Genomic DNA, 19,810 nt, shown 5'->3' on the forward strand with positions numbered 1-19,810 from the left:
GCTCGCTCCTACAGGAGGGGGGCGAGTGGTTGTAATGTCAGTGTACGACCCAACTCAGCAACCATAGGCCCAGCATGAGCCAGATGATCCCGATGATAATCGAGGCCCGCATAAAGGCGCGTACCGCCGAGTAGAGGAACAACAGGCCGACGATCAGGGTGATGATGCTGATGATCGAGGTGTCCATGCCCAAGGTGCGTGACAGGCCGTCGATAAAGTTGCCGCCGGCGTGGGTCAAGGCCCCGAACAAACCGCTGAGCCCGTCGACGATAAAGCGGATGACGGAGCCGAGCGCCTGGCCCAACCATTCGAAAAAGCTTTCTACCTGCATGTGCGTGTCCTGATGAGAAGGTGGGCGTAACTGTGCCTTTGGTTGTCGATAACGCAGGCGAGTTCCCTGCAAGCATAGAGGTTTGCCCGTTTGAGTTTTAGTTTAATCACGCCCGGATGTACTCGGCCCAATGTGGGAGCTGGCTTGCCTGCGATAGCGGTGGGGCAGTTGTGGATAAGTTGACTGATCCTGCGCTATCGCAGGCAAGCCAGCTCCTACAGGTATTGCGCTGGGCTTTGGGTGGTGTGGTGTTGGTGGTTGCCCTGCTATGGCTGGCCGATCGTATCTGGCCCTTACCCCTGCCCCAGGACGACCTGGCCCGAGTAGTGCTGGCCGAAGATGGCACACCCCTATGGCGATTTGCCGATGCCAATGGCGTATGGCGATACCCGGTACACACCAGTGATGTCTCACCGTATTACCTGGACGCGCTGCTCACCTATGAAGACCGTTGGTTCTACCAGCACCCCGGCGTAAACCCGTTGGCGCTGGTGCGGGCAACCTGGCAAAACCTGAGCGGTGCGCGGGTGGTCTCCGGCGGCAGCACCTTGTCGATGCAAGTGGCGCGCTTGCTCGACCCGCATTCACGCACTTTTCACGGCAAGTTACGCCAGCTGTGGCGTACCGCGCAGTTGGAGTGGCACCTGTCCAAGGACGAAATCCTCAACCTGTACCTGAACCGCGCGCCTTTCGGCGGCACGCTACAGGGCGTGGCAGCGGCGAGTTGGGCGTACCTGGGCAAGTCGCCGTCACAGCTGACCCACGCCGAAGCCGCGTTGCTCGCGGTGTTGCCCCAGGCGCCGAGCCGTTTGCGCCCGGACCGTCATCCGCAGCGCGCCCAGGAGGCCCGCGACAAAGTGCTGCGTCGCCTGGCCGAGTTTCAGGTGTGGCCGCAATCGGCGGTTGATGAAGCCTTGGAAGAACCCCTGTTGCTCGCCCCACGCCTGGAACCTAGCCTGGCGCCCTTGTTGGCGCGCCGCCTGAACCGCCCCGACAGCCCGCCGCTGATCCGCACCACGCTGGATGCCACCCTGCAACGCCGTCTCGAAGACCTGCTGCTGGGCTGGCGCGCACGCCTGCCGGAGCACACCTCGGCGGCCATCCTGGTGGTGGAAGAAGAAAGCATGGCGGTACGTGCCTACCTGGGGTCGGTGGATATCAACGACACCAAGCGCTTTGGCCATGTGGACATGATCAGCGCGCTGCGCTCGCCCGGTTCCACCTTGAAACCTTTTCTCTACGGCATGGCGTTGGATGACGGCCTGATTCACTCCGAATCGCTGTTGCAGGACGTGCCTCGACGCTATGGCGATTACCGCCCAGGCAACTTTTCCATGGGCTTTACCGGGGCGGTGCCGGCGAGCACGGCGTTGTCCAGCTCGTTGAACCTGCCGGCGGTGCAACTGTTGGAAGCCTACGGGCCCAAGCGCTTTGCCGCACAGATGCGCATCGGTGGCATGCCATTGGCGTTGCCGGCGTTGGCCGAGCCGAACCTGGCGCTGATCCTCGGCGGCGCGGGCAGTCGCCTGGAAGACCTGGTGAGCGGCTACAGCGCCCTGGCCCGCGATGGCAAGAGCGCCACTCTGCGGTTACAGCCGGACGATACGCTCAGGGAGCGGCCGTTACTGTCGCCCGGCGCCGCGTGGATTGTGCGGCGCATCCTCAGCGGCCAGGCGCGGCCCGACCGCGACCCGCGTGCCGAGCTGGTCCAACGCCCGGTGCTGGCGTGGAAAACCGGTACCAGCTACGGCTTTCGCGATGCCTGGGCGATTGGCGTGGGCCCGCGTTATCTGATCGGCGTATGGATCGGCCGGCCCGATGGCACACCGGTACCGGGGCAGTTCGGCCTGGCGTCGGCAGCGCCGTTGATGTTGCAGGTGCATGACGTGCTGACCAACCGCGACAGCCAGCGCGGCATTAGCGCGCCGGTCAAACCGGTGCCTGCCAATATCGGCGTGGCGGCGATCTGCTGGCCGCTGGGCCAGCCCATGAGCCGCAGCGATCCCAATTGCCGCCGCCAGCGTTTTGCCTGGACCTTGGACAACACCACGCCGCCGACCTTGCAGGCATTGGATCAACCCTTGAGCGTGGGCTTGATGGAAAGCATCTGGGTCAACGCCAAGGGCTTGCGGGTCGATGCTCGTTGCCCTGGCGCAACCCCCCAAAACATCGCCCTGTGGCCGGCGCCGCTGGAGCCCTGGTTGCCAAGGATTGAACGCCGTGAAGCACGCATCCCGGCGGCTGACCCGGATTGCTCGCCACCGGCGCTGGCCGCGTCATCGCCGTTGTCCATCGTGGGCGTACGCGAAGGCGACCAACTGCGCCTGCCCGCCGCCAGTCAGCAAGCCTTGCGCCTGAAAATCTCGGCGTTGGGCGGCAGTGGCCGGCGTTGGTGGTTTCTCAACGGTGCGCCGTTGGGCGACAGCGCCAATCAGGACAGCATCAATGCCAGTTTTGAACGGCTGGGGCGCTATCAGCTCAGCGTATTGGATGAAGCCGGTCAAACCGCCAGGCTCGAATTCAGCGTCGTCGACTAGCCCCCACTGTAGGTGTAGGAGCGAGCTTGCTCGCGAAAAACGTCACCGATAACGCGTGCAGCCAGAAAGCACGCGGTGTCTTGGGGTTCTTCGCGAGCAAGCTCGCTCCTACAGAGGCTTGCGTTCAACCCTCATCCCCCTGAAGCTATGCCCATTCAGGAGCCCCCGCATGAACCTCGAACACCTCACCGAACGCCTGCACCGCATCCGCGATACCAACGAGTGGAAGCAGTTCCACAGCCCGAAAAACCTGGCCATGGCCGCCAGCGTGGAAATGGCCGAGCTGGTGGAAATCTTCCAATGGCTCACCGAAGACCAATCCCGCCAACTGCCCGCCGATAAACTCGCGCATGCAGGCCAGGAGGTCGGCGATATCGTCTTGTATCTGTTGTTGCTGTGCAGTGAGCTGGGCCTGGATATGAACGAAGTGGTGCGCGCCAAGCTGGCCGATAGCGAACGGCGGTTTGCCCATGAGTGATCGTCATTTCGACCAGTTGGCCACGCGCTTTGCCGAAAAGATCTACGGCGGTGCCAAGGGCGCGATTCGCCTGGCGGTGCTCCAGGCTGACTTGGTAGAAACCTTGCCGCAGCGGCCGTTGCGCGTGCTGGATATCGGCGCAGGCCTGGGGCATATGTCGCTGTGGCTGGCCGAGCAGGGCCACCAGGTGACCCTGGCCGAACCCGCTGCGCCGATGCTTGAGGGCGCGCGCCAGCGCTTCGTTGCCGCGGGCCAAAGCGCGACTTTTATTCATGCCCCGTGGCAGGACTTGCTCGGCCAGCTCACCGAGCCTTACGATCTGGTACTGTGCCACGCCGTGCTGGAGTGGTTGGCCGAGCCTCACGCCATCCTGCCGGTGCTGCACCAACTAACGCTGCCGGGTGGCTGGTTGTCCCTGGCGTTCTACAACCGTGATGCGTTGATCTACCGCAACCTGCTCAAGGGCCACTTTCGCAAAATGCGCAAGAACGACATGGCCGGCGAAAAGCAGAGCCTGACGCCGCAACAACCCCTGGACCCACGGGAGTTGGCGGCGCAACTCGAAGGGTTGTGGCAGGTCGAAAGCCAAAGTGGCGTGCGGGTGTTCCACGACTATATGCCGGTGGAATTCCAGGCGCGCGCCAACCTGCAGGACTTGTTGGAGATGGAGCTCGCTCACCGTCGTCACCCAAGCTTTGCCGGGCTTGGGCGATATTTGCACTGGATCTGCCGCCCGGTTTAAGCGGCCCAGCGTGGGAGGTCGACATGCGTCGTCTCGGTTTAATCCTGTTGTCTCTAGGCCTTGGCGCTTGCTCGAGTCCCAACCCTTACGTGGCCAGTTCGGCACCGATGCCGCCGGCGCCCGCCCAGGCGGCCACCACCTTTGATGCCAGCGCCTACCCCGCGCCGGTGCGCGACTATGGTGCCTACCGCAGTTGGGGCTGGCTCAACGGCCAGTTGCCGGCGGGCACGGCCTGGGCCGATTCGGCGCAGATTGCCGAGGCGGTCAGCGGCGCTCTCGACCAGCGTGGCTTGCGCCCCTTGCATGACCAGCGTGCGCCGGACTTGCTGGTGAGCGCCGATGTACGCCTGGAAAAACGCCTGCGCCAGGTCCGGGACGATTATGGTTACGGCTACGGCGGCTATAACCGCTATGGCAACGGTTACGGCATGTACAACAGCGTGCCGGTGGTGCGCACCTATGAAGTGACCGTGGCCGTGGCGCGTATCAGCCTGTTCGATGCGCGCACCCGCCAGCCGGTGTGGAGCACCAGTGCCGAAACCACCAGCCAGGGCAGCCTGAGCGAGCGCGCCGATAGTTTGCGCAAGGCGATGCAGAAGGCAATGGCTGCCTATCCGCCCAGTTAGCAGCTATTCTCATTACAGGCCCACGTTGTTTTTGGAGAACATCATGCTTCGTCGCATCGCTGCACTTGCTGTTGTCATGTTGCTGGGCGGTTGCCAGAGCAACCAGGTCAACCACGATTTCGACGCCAGCCGAGACTTCGGCGCCTACCGCAATTGGGCCTGGAAAGACCCGGCGTTGCAGTATCGCCCCGATGACCCGCGAATCAAGAGCGACCTCACCGAGCAACGCATCCGCCAGGCGGTGGGCGAACAGCTGGATCAGCGCGGTTTGCGTCCTGCGGCGGCGGGTACCAAGGCTGACTTGAATGTACAGGCCTACCTGATCGTCGAAGACCGCCAGCAGCAAGTCACCACCAACTATGGCGGTGCCTGGGGCGGCCCGTGGAATGGTTATTGGGGCGCGCCGATGTACAACGAAACGCGCAACATCACCTACAAAGTGGCGACCATCCAGCTCGACCTGCTCGACGGCAAGGACGGCAAGCTGGTGTGGCGCGGCAGCGACGAACAAATGATGGCCAGCACACCAAACCCCGAGGATCGCAACCAGGCCATCCGTAGCACCGTGACCAAGATCCTCTCCAACTACCCACCGCGCTGATCGCTCACTGTAGGAGCGAGCTTGCTCGCGAAAAACGTCAACGATAACGCGTGCTTCCTGAATGAACGAGGCGCCTGTGAGTTTTTCGCGAGCAAGCTCGCTCCTACAGTATCAGAGAGTATCAGGGCATCTCCGCCAGTCGCCAATGTGGCGAGTTGCCAGCAACCTGCCGAAGCCTTGTCTACACTCCCATGCAACGGAGAGTTAGCGCAGGAGTGCTTCGATGTCTCCCCGATTCGGCTCCAGGCAGCGTGGTGCAATTGGCTTGATGGCGGCGGGCACCTTGGCCTTGGCCCTGGTGTTTACGTTGCTGGCGGTCGACAGCGGGCGCTTGTACCTGGAAAAGCGCAAGTTGCAGTCCGTTGCCGACACTTCGGCATTGGAGGCGGCAGGTCTGGGTGGCCAGTGCGGTACCAACACCACGGCCAACGCCTATGCCACGCAAAATGCCGCGCGCAACGGTTTTGTGGTCGGTAATGGCAGCACCCTGGCCGTGACGTGCGGCACCCTGGCGACCAATGCCCTCAATACCCGCGTGTTTAGCGCCGATGCCACCAAAAGTGATGCCATCCGCGTGGTGGCCTCGCGCACCGTCCTGACCAGCATTGCCAATGGCCTGTGGAACCTATTCAGCGGCGCGCCGATCACCCCGCAAATCAACTTGAGCGCCACCGCCGTCGCCGCGACACCGCCGCCCGTGGCACAGCTGTCGATCCGCAGCAGTCTGGCCAGCGTCGATTCAGGCAAATCTCCACTGCTTAACCTGGTGATCGGCAACCTGCTCGGCGGCAACCTGTCGCTCACGGCGGCGGGTTGGAACGGCTTGCTGCAGACCAACGTCAACCTGCTCAGTTATCTGGACCAACTGGCGATCAACCTGAACGTGAAGGCCGGCGACTATGACGCCTTACTCAGTACCGCAGTCTCGGCGACTCAACTGATTGACGCTGCGGTGAAGGTCTTGCAGAAAAACGGCGCGGCGGTCACGGCGGTGGTCAATGACGTGATTTCGATTCAAGCCATTGCACCGAACAGCAAGCTGTTGACCGTGGGTGACCTGCTCGACATCGCCACCGGCACGCCGACGGCGGCGCTCAACAGCAACGTGCAGCTGTTTCAACTGCTGGAAGCGGTGGCGCAGTTGTCCAGTAGCAAGAATGCGGTGAGTGCGGCGGCGCAGGTCGCGATTCCGTTGGTGGGCAATGTGTCGATCCAGACCAAGGTCATCGAACCGCCGCAGCTGTCGGCGATTGGCAATCCTGTATTGGCCAAGAAGGGTTTGCAGAATACCCCGCCGACCGATCAGATTTTTGTACGCACCGCGCAAGTGCGTACGTTGGTGACCGTGCAGGCGCCGATCATCAAGGCGGTCTCTGGCGTGGTGTCCATATTGACGGGCCTGGGCACGCCGGTGTCCCAGGTGGTCAAAGGGTTGTTGAACCTCAACCTGCCGGCGGTGGTTGGCGGTGTGTTGTGCCTGGTGGCCTGCAACGTGGCTGACGTCGATGTCACGACGTCGCTGGCCATTTACATTGAAGCCGGCAGTGCGCAAACCAATGTCACGGATTTCAATTGCGACTCGCCGGCCTCTAAATCCTTGACGGTGAAAACCACCACGTCCCTGGCAACTCTGGCGGTCGGTACGGTGGATCCGGTGGCGGCTTTTTCTTCCTCGGCTGCAGTCAATGTGCAGCCGGTCAGGCTGATTGATTTTGGGGAGCGCTATTGTGTCGTACTGACGCTGCTGTGCAGCCCCAACCGTACGCCGAATGTGGGGGGCGGTTTGCTGTTGAAAGCCAACTCCACCATTGGCGCGCAAACCAGCACGATGGTGTTTGCGCCCGTGGCCGAGATGAATGCGCCGCCCACCTACAAGTTTGCGCCGGGTACCGCCAATATCGTCGGCAGCCTGGTGTCGACGCTTAATGGCTTGCAGGTGACTTACGCACCGCCTAGCGGCAGTGTCTCCAATGGTGCGCTGGCTGGGGTCGCCGGGTTGTTGGCGACTATCACTACGGCGGTGGTGGGGCTGATCCAGAATGTGTTGTCGCCGATTCTCGACCCCATCGTTAATACTTTGCTGAGTGCCTTGGGCATCAACCTGGGCAATGCCGAAGTCGGTGCCAACCTTACCTGCCATATGGGCAGGGCTTACCTGGTGATTTAGCCTGTTGCTAGGAGGTTTGCTTCCGGTTGTGGCTCGATAGCTGATCAGGATGTCCAGTCCAGTACAGAGCCCTTCCTGCGTAAATGACCGCTTATGGTTTCGCCCTTACGGCCACCCCTTTAAAAGTCTTCGGTAAAGTCCCGTAAAACTCTATTCAGGGCTTGGTCGTGTTTGAGAGCGCAGAAATGATTGGCAATACATTGATGGATTTTGCGCTATTTAAAAAATGTATTTATGTAAATGCAATAACATATCATTTGCGCCTTGGAGCAAGATGTTAGTGACGTTATCAAAAGGCCTTTATATGCCCGTACCTTCACCCCTTTTTCGCTCCGAGGCGCTCGCAGCGGCTCACGAGCAGCGTTTTGGTAATGTCTTGATCAGCCAGCCGTGGGGATACAGCCTGGCTGCACTTGTTGCCGGAGTGTTGGTGCTATTGATACTGGCTTTTACCTACTTCGGTACCTATACACGTAAGGCTACTGTGAGGGGGTTGCTGATGCCGGAGCAGGGCATGGTGCGTCTGTCTGCTCCGGGTGTAGGGGTTCTTACTCAGGTGAGAGTTACTGAAGGGCAGAAGGTCAAAAAAGGCGATGTGTTGTTTGTCATCTCCGGTGAGCGCTTGTCCGGCGTTGGTGCGACGCAAGCGCTGATTTCCGAACAGTTGGATCAACGTTTGAATTTAATACGCCGTAACAGGGAGCTGGCGGACGAGCGCTTGTCAGGACAATTGCGCATGCTTGATAGTCGTCTAGTCACTATCGCCGGTGAGCTTAGACAATTCACTGAGGAGGTACGATTGCTACAGCGTCGTGCCGAGTTGGCGCGCACACAAATGGGGCGTCAGCAAGAGCTGGTCGATGCCGGGTTTATATCTGTTGCTCAATTGCAGCAGGCCGAGAATGATTGGTTGATCCTGCAAGGCCAGCAGCAAAGCAACCAACGTGCCCGGGCAAGCCTGGAACGAGAGCGTACGGAGCTGTTAGCTCAGCGCCAAGAAATCGAAATACGCCATCGCAGCGAGATAAGTGAAGCTGACAGTGCCACTGCGCTGGTCAAGCAAGAGCAGGCTGAGAATGAAGTCCGTAGTGAGTTGGTCAGCATTGCTCCTTATGCCGGGACACTGACCGGCCTGAGAGCCCAGGTCGGCCAGCAGGTCACTGCGGGTTCATTACTAGCCAGCTTGATTGCCGAGAGCGCAACCTTGTCAGCCCATCTGTACGCCGCCCCACGCCAAGCAGGATTTATAGAGCCAGGGCAAAGAGTCTTAATGCGTTATGCGGCCTATCCCTATCAGAAGTTTGGCATGGCTCGCGGTCGCGTTATTGATGTTGCAAAGAGTCCCTACGCTACGCAAGAGTTACAACCTCATATCGCAACTGCACTGCAGGGTTCTGGACCAACAACTGAGCTGTTTTACCAGATTTCTGTCGCACTGGACTCCTCCAGTATTGAGTTGTATGGAAAATCCCAGTCATTGCAAGCGGGTATGCTGCTGGAGGCTGACATTCTCTTGGATCGAAGACGGCTGTATGAATGGGCACTAGAGCCTATCTATTCGGTAACGGGAAAGCTGCGTAATTAAATGAGGCTTGGAAGATTAGCCTTGATATCTTAAGAAATACACAAAAACAGTGGAGCTCTCATGGAGCTGACAAAAAGAGAGACGGATGTCTTGCAGCTGCTTTTGATCGGAAAAACCAATAAGCAAATCGCACTTGACTTAAGCATAAGTGATTACACCGTGCGCGACCATGTATCCTCACTATTGCGCAAACGTGGTGTCAGAAGCCGCATGGAATTAATGGCAAATCAAGTACGATTCTGAAAGGGCATGCACCCTGTGATGTAACGATCGCCTCCGTAGCGAAGTAATCAGGCGCGCTAAAAAGTTGATGTCCCTCCCCTATCTTGACTGAGTAATCAACAGCCCCCCCCCCCTACATGTGTAGGGTCGCTTGCTCCGCGAAGGGGCTTTAATATAGGTATCGGCATTACTATCCATCGATATCGATCCTGGTTTAACCAGTGCCAAACTAGGTGCATCAAATGAAAATTGATTGTGCCGGGAGGTACTGTGGACATCATTGATGTTCTGAGTAGTTTATGCTCTAACCGTTGAAGATCCTTATGGAGAGGCAAATTTTGAAAGACATAACTATTAAAGAGTTGGAAGTGGTCTCTGGCGGCATTGGGGTTCCGGGCGCTATTGCTGGCGCGATTACTGCCGGTGCGGGATACGTAGGCTTCGAGGCAACGACCGGTGGAGGAAGCATGACCGGTTTCGCATCAGCCGTGGCTGCTGGTGCCGTAGCAGGCTTTGTTTCCGGACCGGCGGGTGGGCAAGCCGTGGCTTCTACTATCATCGCTGGAGGGTCTGCAAGTTTTTACGGAGGCATGGCGGCGGGCTTCGGACTCAACGCATGGAATGCGGCAGGAACCAACTACAATCGCTAGCTCTTAGTTATCAGCCTTGGTGGCAACAGGTCTGCTACTAGTGTAAACAACGGCGTCGCCAAGGATGATAATTCGCGCTGGTTGTTTGGGCACGAATGCATCAGTAAAGGCCATAGGTGGGACTGAACTGATAAGAAGGAGGGGCAACATAAACATGTCTGACTTTTTTCTGTATCTTGGGATTCAACTGTTTTTGGCACTGGCCATAAAAGGCGTCCTGGTGATATCTCACTGGAAGGTGTCGAAGCCGATAGAGCTATTCTTTATTGCAGGAGTTCCTGCAATCATTACCGCGATGGTTTCTGCTCGCTGGCTTGCTTGATTCCGATATAAATATAACGATTTAGTTTGGTTGCACATCATTAAACTTGCGCACCGGCTTGAGCAGACTTGCTCAACATTATTATCATGGATGTACTATGATCATTGATTTCAATATTTCAAAAACGGATTTTGTTAAGCATTATCAAGGCAAGAAACCTTTACTGATCAAGAAAGCCTTTGAAGTCACGCAGGCGTTTACCTGGACTGACGCCAATCAAATCATTGAGCGTAGTAGCGTCGAATCCGATGATTTTAAAATTCTTCACAATGGATTGGTGCCAAAAAGCGAGTACGTCGAAACTTTCTACGATGTGGGTATGATCAGACATCGACTGATTAAGTCAGCGGTTTACGAGCGCATGAAAAGCGGCGCGACTCTGATTGCAAACAAAATCGTCACTGAACCAAAGGTCCATGCCTTTGCCCGACAGGTAGCTCAGTTCACGGGCAGGCAAACCGTCAGCAGTGCCTACGCAGCATTTGGTCGGCAGGCGTCCTTCCAAACGCACTGGGATACGCGGGATATTTTTTCCATCCAACTGATTGGCCGCAAGCGTTGGTTCGTTTATGAGCCAAGCTTCAGCGACCCCCTGTACATGCAACAGAGTAAAGACCTTGAGCATGACTACCCTTGTCCTGCAGAGCCGTGTATGGATTTTGTCCTAGAACCAGGGGATGTGCTCTACCTACCTAGAGGCTGGTGGCACAATCCCTTACCTTTCGAGGAGGAAACCTTCCACCTCTCCATTGGCACGTTCCCAGCCGTTGTCCTGGACTATGTGCAGTGGTCAATGCAACAGCAACTGCCAGCCTTGCTGACGGCCCGAAAATCCATGAGCACGTTCGAGGATGACCGGGAGAACCTGACTCAGTTGGCCTCGCAATTCGCAGGGATGGTCCTGGACCCGACTCACTACGGACGCTTCATGGAGGCATTTGATACGGCTCAACGTGTGGGCGCGCCGCTGGCCATCGACCTTTTGGGGAATTCTGGAATTAAGCAGTTGCCGGATGATGCAGGTCTGCAGCTTTCAGCTAACAGCACCCTGTCTATCGCACAAAACTACCTGATCGCAAACGGCACGCGGGTCAATCTTGACGAACAGGCTCTGTTACTCGTGCGCAGTATCGAGCACTCACCCGGAATTCGTCTGGACGAACTGCTTGCACTACTCCCCGAAATGGATCCTGCGAAGGTTCGGGCCCTGGTGTTCGAGCTATGTCATCAGGACACTCTCGAATTGATTCGACCTTGAGAACCTTCCTGATCGTTTTGTCTGAGCAGGAACCGTTATGATGCGAGTGACCTTGCAGTCCGAGAGCCAAGAGTGCGGTCTGGCGTGTCTGGTCATGGTGGCTGCAGCGCACGGCCTGCATCTGGATTTGGCGACTCTGCGGCGGCGATTTGCGGTTTCAATCAAGGGTACAAGCCTGGCGCAGTTGATTCGCTATGCCCAGAGTCTGGAGTTTACCTGCCGTCCCTTACGGCTTGAGCTAGACGAGATTCCTCAGCTTCGCACGCCCTGTATCTTGCACTGGAACATGAACCACTTTGTTGTGTTGGTAAAGACTCAGTCAGGTCGTCTTATAATTCTCGACCCGGCGTGCGGACGCCAAGTGTTGTCGCAGGAAGAAGCCTCTCGAAACTTCACCGGGGTGGCTCTTGAGTTGTCACCCAACGCGGAGTTTGTTCCTGCTCAACACAAGCCCCGACTGCGTTTAAGGACTCTGATTGGCCGGGTAATAGGACTCAAGCGAGCGCTGGGAAATATCTTTGTTCTGGCGGTGGCACTGGAAATGGTGGCCTTGCTCTCGCCTCAGGTGACGCAATGGGTGGTTGACGGTGCTTTAGTGTCTGCTGATCACCATCTTTTGCTGCTGGCGGTAATGGGCGGCTGCCTACTGATGTTGATCGATTTTGCGCTGCGGATGGCACAAGGCTGGATGGGGTTACGGCTCAATCAACAGTTGGCATTGCAGTGGTCTGGAAATTTGTTCAGTCATTTGTTGCGACTGCCATGGCCATTCTTCGAAAAACGTCAACTAGGCGATATTACCGCACGGTTTCAATCGTTATCAGCCATTCGTAATATCCTCACCAACGGTGCGATCACCGTGGTGATCGATAGTCTGGTCACGCTTATTACCCTTGCAATGATGATGCTGTACAGCGGTGCGTTGACCGGTATTGTAGGCGTGGCTGTACTGCTTTACGCAGTGTTGCGTCTGGCGTTTTATCATCCGTTGCGCAATGCCTCCGAAGAACGAATAGTACTGGCGGCTAGGGAGAATTCTTACTTTCTTGAAAGCATCCGCACAGTACTTCCACTCAAATTGTTCAACATGACTTCTGCACGCCTGGCCACTTGGCAGAACCTAATGGCAGACGTACAAAATCGCGATGTTACTACACAGAAAATGCTGCTGACGTTCGCCAGTTTTAATACTTTGATTTTTGGCGTTGAGGGCATGTTGTTGCTGTATGTCGGTGGCCTGGCAGTACTTGAGGGCAGCTTGTCTTTGGGCATGCTGCTGGCTTTTATGGCTTATAAGAGTCAATTCACCGGGCGAGCTAGCAAGCTGATTGATCTGGGTATCGAAATCAGAATGCTGTCCTTGCATGCCGAACGCCTGGCTGACATCGCGTTAGAGCCAATTGAGCCTTCATCTCAATGGGAAATCGATGTGCAGCTTATTGAGCCCCACCTTGAATTCAGAGATGTTTCTTTCCGATATGCCGAAGGCGAGCCCTGGATTATTCGTAACCTTTCACTAACGATTGTTGCTGGTGATTCTGTAGCGATCGTTGGGGCCTCTGGTTGCGGCAAATCAACTCTGTTTAAGCTGATGCTTGGCCTGCTTCAACCCACCGAGGGTGAGGTGCTAATCGGCGGTGTTCCGGCTCGGCAACTTGGAATCGATGGGTTACGCAGTTTGATCGGTGTGGTAATGCAGGAGGACCAGCTGTTTGCTGGTTCACTGGCAGAAAATATTGCATGTTTTGCCCCTCAGGCCGATCAAGGCAAGATCGAAGAGGTCGCTCGAGATGCCTTTATCCACGACACCATCTGCCAGATGCCGATGGGATATCAGACACTGGTTGCGGAGATGGGCAGTGGTCTTTCCGGTGGTCAGCGGCAAAGAGTGTTATTGGCACGGGCATTATACAAACAACCCAAAATTCTGGCGTTGGATGAAGCCACCAGCCAACTGGACCTTCACAGCGAACGGTGTGTAGTTCATGCCATGCAACGCATGCCCATGACTCGGATCAGCATTGCTCACAGGCCAGAAACCATTGCCTTAGCGCATCGAATTGTCCGGATGGAAAAAGGCATGATCATTGATGACCTCAGGCTCACTGCCGGACCAGTGTCCGCCTGATGCCATTCCTAAGGCGGTTGTTCGGCGTGCTTATGCTGCCGTGGGCTATGGCTGCTCAGGCGGACGATCTTATAAGTATTTACGAGGATGCCCTACTCAATGATCAACAGCTGTCGGCAGCTCAAGCTGAACGTGATGCAGGCTTGGAAACGGTTGTACAGGCGCGTGCTGGCCTGCTGCCGGAGTTGTCCTTGCAGGCGCAGAATTTGTGGAACCGCAACCAGTACCAGGTTCAGGGGGGAGAAATAGAGCATCGCCGGCAGAACCAGACCTACAGCATACAATTGGCCCAGCCTGTATTTCGCTGGAAGAATTGGATTCTGTATCAGCAAGGTAGCCAGCAGACAGCCCTTGCCATCAGCCGCTTTTACAGTGCACAACAGACACTAATGCTGCGTGTCGCCACCGCCTACTTTGAGGTTTTGAATACCGAAGAGGTCCTCGATACCTTGCGCCAGCAACAGGTGGCTGATGTTCAACTACTAGCCAGTGCTCGTAAACAGTTTGAACTGGGTAATGTCAGCATTGCTGATGTGTATGAGGCGCAGGCTAGCGCCGATCGGGCTTTGGCGGCATCTATCAAGGCTAATAGTGATGTTGAACTGGCCCGGCAGGGATTGGCGCGGATCATCGGACGGCAATCTGGATCTCTGCTAGGCCTGCGCGATGGGGTAAGTCTTGAACCGCCATATCCTGCCGATATCAATTCGTGGATTAGGGAGGCAGAACAGAACGGATTTGAAGTTCAGGCACAGGCCCTGCTCCTGGATATCGCTCGCAATGAGGTGCGCAGTCGTAAGGCTGATCACTTGCCTTCAGTTGATCTAGTCGCTAGTAAAAGTATGCAGCAGCGCCCGAACGTGGGTACTGAGCGCAGTGACTCGACCAGTATCGGCCTGCGTGTCAGTTTGCCTTTATACGGTGGTGGACGCACTAGCTCAGCAGTGCGCCAGGCCCAAGCGTTGAGTGGCCAGAGCGAAGCTCAATACGAGGAAGCCAAGCGTGTTGCGCAGTTGCAAGTACGGGAAGCTTGGTTGGGAGTGGTCAGTGGTATGGCGCAAATAAAAGCGTTGGAAACAGCTCGAGTCTCGGCAAAATCTGCCCTGGAGGCTAACAAGTTGGGCTACAGAGTGGGTGCTCGTATCAGCATTGATGTGCTGGAGGTTCAGAGCCGCTTCACCGAAACGGTGCAGCAGCTTTCGCGAGCTCGCTACGATACTTTGTTGGCTACGTTACGCCTCAAGGCGGCTGTGGGCAGGCTCACGGAGCGCGACTTGAATGAAATTAATCGACTTCTACGTTCGCGCTGAGATTTTTGAATTGCCTCTCTTTGAGGCTGGAAAATGTCGATGGTAGCGGTGGCAGCCCTCGGCGCTCAACTAAGTAAAAATGCATGGCCATACTTTGCGGCTACCCGGAATGTTTTTCAAAAAGCGGGGACACGACAACTGCCCTGACACCGGGGCGGTGATGTAGGCCTACACGATGGGCAACTCAACGCAGAATTTCGCGCCGGCCTCGCCGTTGGTAACGCTCAGGCGCCCACCCATATTCTCCACAATCCCATAGCTCACCGAGAGCCCCAGCCCGGTACCCACGCCTATCGGTTTGGTGGTAAAGAATGGCTCGAAAATCCGCTCCAACAGGCGCGGGTCGATCCCGCCGGCGTTGTCTTCGACCCAGATACGTACATGGCGGCTGTCGTGCTCGCTGTGCAGGGCAATCCAGGGGCGCAGGGCAGGGTCTTTTTCTCGCTGGCTGAGCAGGGCGTCGCGGGCGTTGACCATCAGGTTGATCAGTACTTGTTCCAGTTGGTCGACATAGCCTTTGACCTGTACCGAGAAGTCGGTAGGGCTGATGCGCACGTCTACACCTTTGCCGCGCAGGCCTTCGCTGAGCAGGGACAGGGTGCCTTCCAGTGCCTGCGCCGGGTCGAAGGGGTGCTGCTCGATTTCCGAGCGGCGGCCGAAGACGCGCATGTGGTCGACCACTCGTGCGGCGCGTTGTACCTGGGCGTCGATGCGTTGCAGTTTTTCCGTAAGGTAGTCGATTTGCGCGTCGCCATTGCCCAGGCGCTTGAGCACATTGGCGATGGCCATGCGCATCACGTTCAGCGGCTGGTTGATCTCATGGGCCAGGCCGGTGGCCATTTCGCCGAGGGTGGCCATTTTTGCGCTTTGGGTCAGTTGTTGCTGGGAGCGGCGCACCTCGGTGTTGTCGCGGCCCACGGCTTGTACTTCGATCAGGGCGCCTTGTTCATCGAAGACGCCGCGGTCCGACCACACCCACCAGGCATGTTCGCGCCCCGGCAGTTGCAGGCTGATTTCCGCGGTGCTCACCGGGAATTCCGGGGTCAACTGGTGAATGCGCTGTACAAAGGCGGTGCGCTGTTCATCCGATAGCCACTGGCCCAGGTCGATGCCTTGCAGGTGCTCGGGCCGGCATTCCAGGTAATTGGCCAGCGGCGTGTTGCCGAAGGTGAGGGTCAGGTCGGGGCGGTAGCGACAGATCATCGCTGGCGAGTCTTCTACCAGGATGCGGTAGCGTTCTTCACTTTGGCGCACCTGTTCGGCGGCCAGGGTTGCCTCGGTGACGTCCAGCCACAGGCCTACGGCTTCCACCGGCAGGCCGAGGTCGTCGCGCAACAGCTTGGCTTCGTCGAGCAGCCAGTGGTAGTGGCCCTGTTTGTCGCGCAGGCGGTAGCGGCTGCGCACGTTGCCTTCGCGCAGCAGTTGGCGGGTGCGTTCGAAGTAGTGCTCACGGTCGTCGGGGTGGATCAGCGCTGCCAGGGTGTCGTGGTTGCAATCGGCCAAGGTCCAGCCCAGCAACGGCAACAGGCTGGCGCTGAAAAACGCCGGGTGCAGCGCGCCGTTGACGTAGCGCTGCACGTAGATGACGGCCGGTGAGCTGGCGATCAAGTTGTCCAGGCGCGCATGGGCGGCGGCGGCTTGCAGTTGTTGGTTCTGGATGTCGCTGATGTCGAGCATGAAGCCGATCCAGCGTCGTTCATTGCCGGCGCCCAGTACTTGGCCCTGTATGCGGTACCACAGGGGCGACTGTTCAGCGTCGGTGCGTTGCAGGCGCACGCTGGTCAGCAGTGGCTTGCCCAGGGCTTGCAGGTCTTGCAGGCGGCTGTTGAGGGCCTGGCGGTCGGCGGGGTGGATAAGTTCGAGCCAGGTGCCGAGGGGCTGGCGGGTGGGGCCTTCGTCCAGGCTCAGGTTGCGCAATAGTTGCGGCGCCAGCTGGATCTCCTGGGTGGCGGGCAACAGTTCCCACCAGCCCGTGCCAAGCAGGCCTTGCAGGGCTTCCACGCGTTCCAGTTGCTGGTGGTGGCGCTGTTCGCGCAGGCGGCCCAGCAGCGGCGCGGCGAGTGCTGCGCACAGGTTCAGCCAGTCACGCTCGCCTGTGTGGTGTGCCTGGCCGTTATAGAAACCACACAGCAGCCACGCGGCGGCGCCATGGCTGTCGCGGTACGGCACCAGGAAACCGTCGGCATTGCCAAACACACTGCGCAGGCGCGGGTTGTCGCTGCGGCCCTGGGCAATGTCCAGGCTCAGTGGCGTGTTGCCGTTGATGCTGTCCAGGCTGGTGCCCAGGTGCTGCCCGGTTTGCCACAAGGCTGGGGCGTCGTGGGCGGCGTATTGGCTGTAGATGCGCCAGCCCTGGTCATCCTCATCGAGCAGTGCCATGGCGACGCAGGGAATGCGCCAGCGCTGGGCCACGCTGCGCAGGTGTTCGCTGAACACGTGATGCAGGCGGCTGACACTGCACACGCGCAGCTGTTCGCTCATCAGGGCGGCGAGTTGGTGGTTCTGTTCGCGTTGCTGCACCCGTGCCCGGTCAGCCAGCAGGTCAGTGATGTCCAGCAGGTGCAGGGCCCAGGCGTCGCCCTCTGGCTCGATCCAGCCGCGGGTATGCAGGACCTGGCCGGCGGCGCCCTGGAAGTCGAGGTCCAGGCCGTGTCGTTGCCACTCCTGCGGCGTGCCCTCGACACTCCGCGCGCTGTCGGCACACAGCAAGGCCTGCAAGGGTGGGTTGGGCACGTTGGCAAGATGCTGGGCAAGCAAAGGCCTCAAGGCGCCCGTGATGCTCAGCACCCGGCCCAGGTTGTCCAGTTGCACTTGCAGGCCCGGCGCGGGCGTCGTTGGCGCGTCCAGAGCCAGTGCGCTGGTAAGCCCGCGCAGGCGTGCGAACAATTTATCGCCTGTCGTCAAAACTGAAGGCTCGAGGTGGCGGTGAGGTTGGTGGGCAGGTTGGGTACGGTACCCACCCCAGGCAACACCAAGGCCGGCAAGACCGCTTTGATATTGGCCGAGGGATAGGTGATCTTCACCGTCAGCAAATTATTGGTGTAGGTGGCGGTGATATAGCCGGGCAAGAACTTCAATGAGCCAGGGATCCAATTCAGTTGGGCCTGGGCCGCATCCTTGGCGCGTTGCACAACCAGGGCCGAATAGCCGGCGGTGCTCGGGTCCAGGGACACACTGCGGCGTACCCCTTCGGCCGCAGCCTGGTGAAATGACTGCATCAACAGCAGCGGCAAGCTGTAGCTGAGCATGCCGTAGAACACCGCAAAAAAAATCACGAAGACCAAGGCAAACTCGATCGCCGCGGCACCTTTCTGTGTTCTCGGGAGGCCTGATTTCATGACTGCGTCTACCCTGAGGCGAGTACCTGATATCAGCATAGAATCATTCAGCCAAAAGGGATGTTTTTTACGTGATCCAGAATGTAGTGATTCTGTTGTGGTTGGGCGTGTGTGCGGTTCAGGATATTCGCCAACGGCAAATTGCCAATGCGCTGACCCTGGGCGTCGGGCTGCTGGCGTTGATCTACCTGCTGTGGGCGGGGGCAACGTGGTTGGGCGCGTCTCGCAGCGAAGGCGGCCTGGCCTTGGGGTTGGCGCTGCTGCTGACCCTGCCAGGCTATGCATTGGGCCGCTTTGGCGCGGGCGATGTGAAGTTGCTCGCCGCCCTGGGCCTGGCCTCCAATATCGAGTACCTGTTAGGGACGCTGATCGGTGCGGGCGCCGCTATGGTGGCCTGGACACTTATGCATCAAGGGCTTAGCTCAGGCCGCGTTGAACGGGTAGGGCAAGCGTCAACAAAACAGCCTTTTGCGCCCTTCGTTTTGACAGGTTTTGCCGGTTGCTGGTTTTGGATCCACTAGTCGTTCGAATTGATTAGTCCTATGTACATAGTCGGAAAGTACGTCTACGTTTAATGAGTGGTCATGTAGGATTTTTCGTCAGAAAGGATAGGTCAACATTTTGGCTTGCCAGGCATGGAGTAGCGCGTGAACAAGCTTACGTCTGCAATAAAAGTGCTCGTAGTCGACGATCAACCATTAATCGTAGAGGAGCTCTGTGAATTTCTTGAAAGCAGCGGGTACCGTTGTGTCCCGTGCGAGTCGAGCCAGCAAGCTGTCCAGCGTTTTAGCGAAGACCCTCTGATCGGTTTGGTGCTGTGCGACCTGCATATGCCGGACATGGACGGCATCGAGCTGGTCCAGGCGCTGCAACGGATAGCCGGCAAACATCGTGCGTTCGAAGCGATCATGCTCACCGGCCGCGCCGACAAGCAGGATGTGATCAAGGCGCTGCGTGCGGGGATCGCCGATTACTACCAGAAGCCGATCAACCTCGATGAATTGCTCGAAGGCCTCAAGCGCCAGGAAGCGGCCTTGGAGGAGCGGCAAAAAGACCTGCAATTGGGCACGCTTAACCAGAAATTGCAGTACCTGTCCGAATCCATCAACGACTTGTATATGGACCTGGACAAGGTGCGCCGCAACCCGGTGCCTCAGGACAATGGCGGGGACCTATCGGCCGATGACACCGGGCCGTTGGAGATCCCGGCCATCTTCAATCAACTGTCACCGCGCCAGTTGGACGTGGCGCGCCTGGTGGGCAAGGGCCAGACCAACTACCAGATTGCCTGTGAGCTGGGGATTACCGAGAACACGGTCAAGCTGTACGTGTCTCAAGTGCTGCGCTTGACCCATATGCACAACCGCACACAGTTGGCGCTGGCGTTGTCACCGAACAACTCGGCGATGCGCCAGCGGGTCACGGCGCACTAGCACCGCCTTACTGTAATTGGATGGACTCGCCCAAGCCGAGGCGTCTATGCGCCACGGTGGCATTCTTATAGAAGCCAACGAC

General features: G+C 58.1%; 18 protein-coding genes. 15 read left to right on the top strand and 3 right to left on the bottom strand.

Annotation, left to right across the window (positions count from 1 at the left end; translation table 11 throughout):
* Nucleotides 1–37: 37 nt before the first annotated feature.
* Entirely contained in the window at nucleotides 38–331 is a 294-nt protein-coding gene (locus DK871_RS10275; protein WP_057702661.1) for a hypothetical protein, read from the bottom strand.
* Nucleotides 332–576: 245 nt separating this feature from the next.
* Here DK871_RS10275 and pbpC point away from each other — a divergent pair, with 245 nt between their 5' ends.
* From pbpC to DK871_RS10340, 13 genes are all read left to right on the top strand, one after another.
* Nucleotides 577–2,868: a peptidoglycan glycosyltransferase PbpC gene (gene pbpC / locus DK871_RS10280; protein ID WP_375139736.1), complete on the top strand. Its 2,292-nt coding sequence runs from the start codon at nucleotides 577–579 to the stop codon at nucleotides 2,866–2,868.
* 169 nt (nucleotides 2,869–3,037) lie between these two features.
* Complete coding sequence (locus DK871_RS10285; protein WP_161904926.1) at nucleotides 3,038–3,346, top strand: MazG-like family protein; 309 nt, start codon at nucleotides 3,038–3,040, stop codon at nucleotides 3,344–3,346.
* Nucleotides 3,339–4,088 (top strand): methyltransferase, encoded by a 750-nt coding sequence (locus tag DK871_RS10290; RefSeq protein ID WP_161904927.1) that lies wholly within the window; start codon nucleotides 3,339–3,341, stop codon nucleotides 4,086–4,088. Before DK871_RS10285 ends, DK871_RS10290 begins: the two co-directional genes overlap by 8 nt.
* Nucleotides 4,089–4,111: 23 nt before the next feature.
* Entirely contained in the window at nucleotides 4,112–4,714 is a 603-nt protein-coding gene (locus DK871_RS10295; RefSeq protein WP_161904928.1) for a DUF4136 domain-containing protein, read from the top strand.
* A gap of 43 nt (nucleotides 4,715–4,757) precedes the next feature.
* Nucleotides 4,758–5,315 carry a DUF4136 domain-containing protein gene (locus DK871_RS10300; RefSeq protein ID WP_161904929.1) on the top strand — a complete coding sequence of 186 codons (558 nt, stop codon included), beginning with the start codon at nucleotides 4,758–4,760 and terminating at the stop codon, nucleotides 5,313–5,315.
* Between the two features lie 223 nt (nucleotides 5,316–5,538).
* Nucleotides 5,539–7,482, top strand: a complete 1,944-nt coding sequence (locus DK871_RS10305; RefSeq protein WP_161904930.1) for a pilus assembly protein TadG-related protein — start codon at nucleotides 5,539–5,541, stop codon at nucleotides 7,480–7,482.
* Between the two features lie 274 nt (nucleotides 7,483–7,756).
* A complete protein-coding gene (locus tag DK871_RS10310) occupies nucleotides 7,757–9,067 on the top strand; it encodes an HlyD family secretion protein (RefSeq protein ID WP_161904931.1) in 1,311 nt (436 codons plus the stop codon).
* A gap of 60 nt (nucleotides 9,068–9,127) precedes the next feature.
* Entirely contained in the window at nucleotides 9,128–9,310 is a 183-nt protein-coding gene (locus DK871_RS10315; protein WP_161904932.1) for a LuxR C-terminal-related transcriptional regulator, read from the top strand.
* A gap of 290 nt (nucleotides 9,311–9,600) precedes the next feature.
* Complete coding sequence (locus DK871_RS10320; protein ID WP_161904933.1) at nucleotides 9,601–9,939, top strand: hypothetical protein; 339 nt, start codon at nucleotides 9,601–9,603, stop codon at nucleotides 9,937–9,939.
* Nucleotides 9,940–10,093: 154 nt separating this feature from the next.
* Complete coding sequence (locus DK871_RS10325) at nucleotides 10,094–10,261, top strand: hypothetical protein (RefSeq protein ID WP_161904934.1); 168 nt, start codon at nucleotides 10,094–10,096, stop codon at nucleotides 10,259–10,261.
* 97 nt (nucleotides 10,262–10,358) lie between these two features.
* Entirely contained in the window at nucleotides 10,359–11,519 is a 1,161-nt protein-coding gene (locus DK871_RS10330; protein ID WP_161904935.1) for a JmjC domain-containing protein, read from the top strand.
* A gap of 37 nt (nucleotides 11,520–11,556) precedes the next feature.
* Nucleotides 11,557–13,647, top strand: a complete 2,091-nt coding sequence (locus DK871_RS10335) for a peptidase domain-containing ABC transporter (RefSeq protein ID WP_161904936.1) — start codon at nucleotides 11,557–11,559, stop codon at nucleotides 13,645–13,647.
* A 32-nt stretch (nucleotides 13,648–13,679) separates the two neighbouring features.
* On the top strand, nucleotides 13,680–14,957 hold the full coding sequence (locus tag DK871_RS10340) for a TolC family outer membrane protein (RefSeq protein ID WP_218581378.1): 1,278 nt from the start codon (nucleotides 13,680–13,682) through the stop codon (nucleotides 14,955–14,957).
* A 168-nt stretch (nucleotides 14,958–15,125) separates the two neighbouring features.
* On the opposite strand, the gene DK871_RS10345 is transcribed toward DK871_RS10340, so the two are convergent.
* Together DK871_RS10345 and DK871_RS10350 are read right to left on the bottom strand one after the other, a co-directional pair.
* A complete protein-coding gene (locus tag DK871_RS10345; RefSeq protein ID WP_161904938.1) occupies nucleotides 15,126–17,861 on the bottom strand; it encodes a PAS domain-containing protein in 2,736 nt (911 codons plus the stop codon).
* Entirely contained in the window at nucleotides 17,858–18,295 is a 438-nt protein-coding gene (locus DK871_RS10350; RefSeq protein ID WP_161904939.1) for a TadE family protein, read from the bottom strand. The genes DK871_RS10345 and DK871_RS10350 overlap by 4 nt, the downstream gene beginning before the upstream one ends.
* A gap of 71 nt (nucleotides 18,296–18,366) precedes the next feature.
* On the opposite strand from DK871_RS10350, the gene DK871_RS10355 reads away from it, so the two are divergent.
* Together DK871_RS10355 and DK871_RS10360 are read left to right on the top strand one after the other, a co-directional pair.
* Nucleotides 18,367–18,816, top strand: coding sequence for a prepilin peptidase (locus DK871_RS10355; protein WP_161904940.1), 450 nt, complete (start codon nucleotides 18,367–18,369; stop codon nucleotides 18,814–18,816).
* A gap of 126 nt (nucleotides 18,817–18,942) precedes the next feature.
* A complete protein-coding gene (locus DK871_RS10360) occupies nucleotides 18,943–19,728 on the top strand; it encodes a response regulator transcription factor (protein ID WP_161904941.1) in 786 nt (261 codons plus the stop codon).
* Nucleotides 19,729–19,810: the final 82 nt, after the last annotated feature.

Origin of the sequence: Pseudomonas sp. L13 (genome assembly GCF_009935965.1) — a bacterium.
In the GTDB taxonomy this organism is placed as follows: domain Bacteria; phylum Pseudomonadota; class Gammaproteobacteria; order Pseudomonadales; family Pseudomonadaceae; genus Aquipseudomonas; species Aquipseudomonas lactis.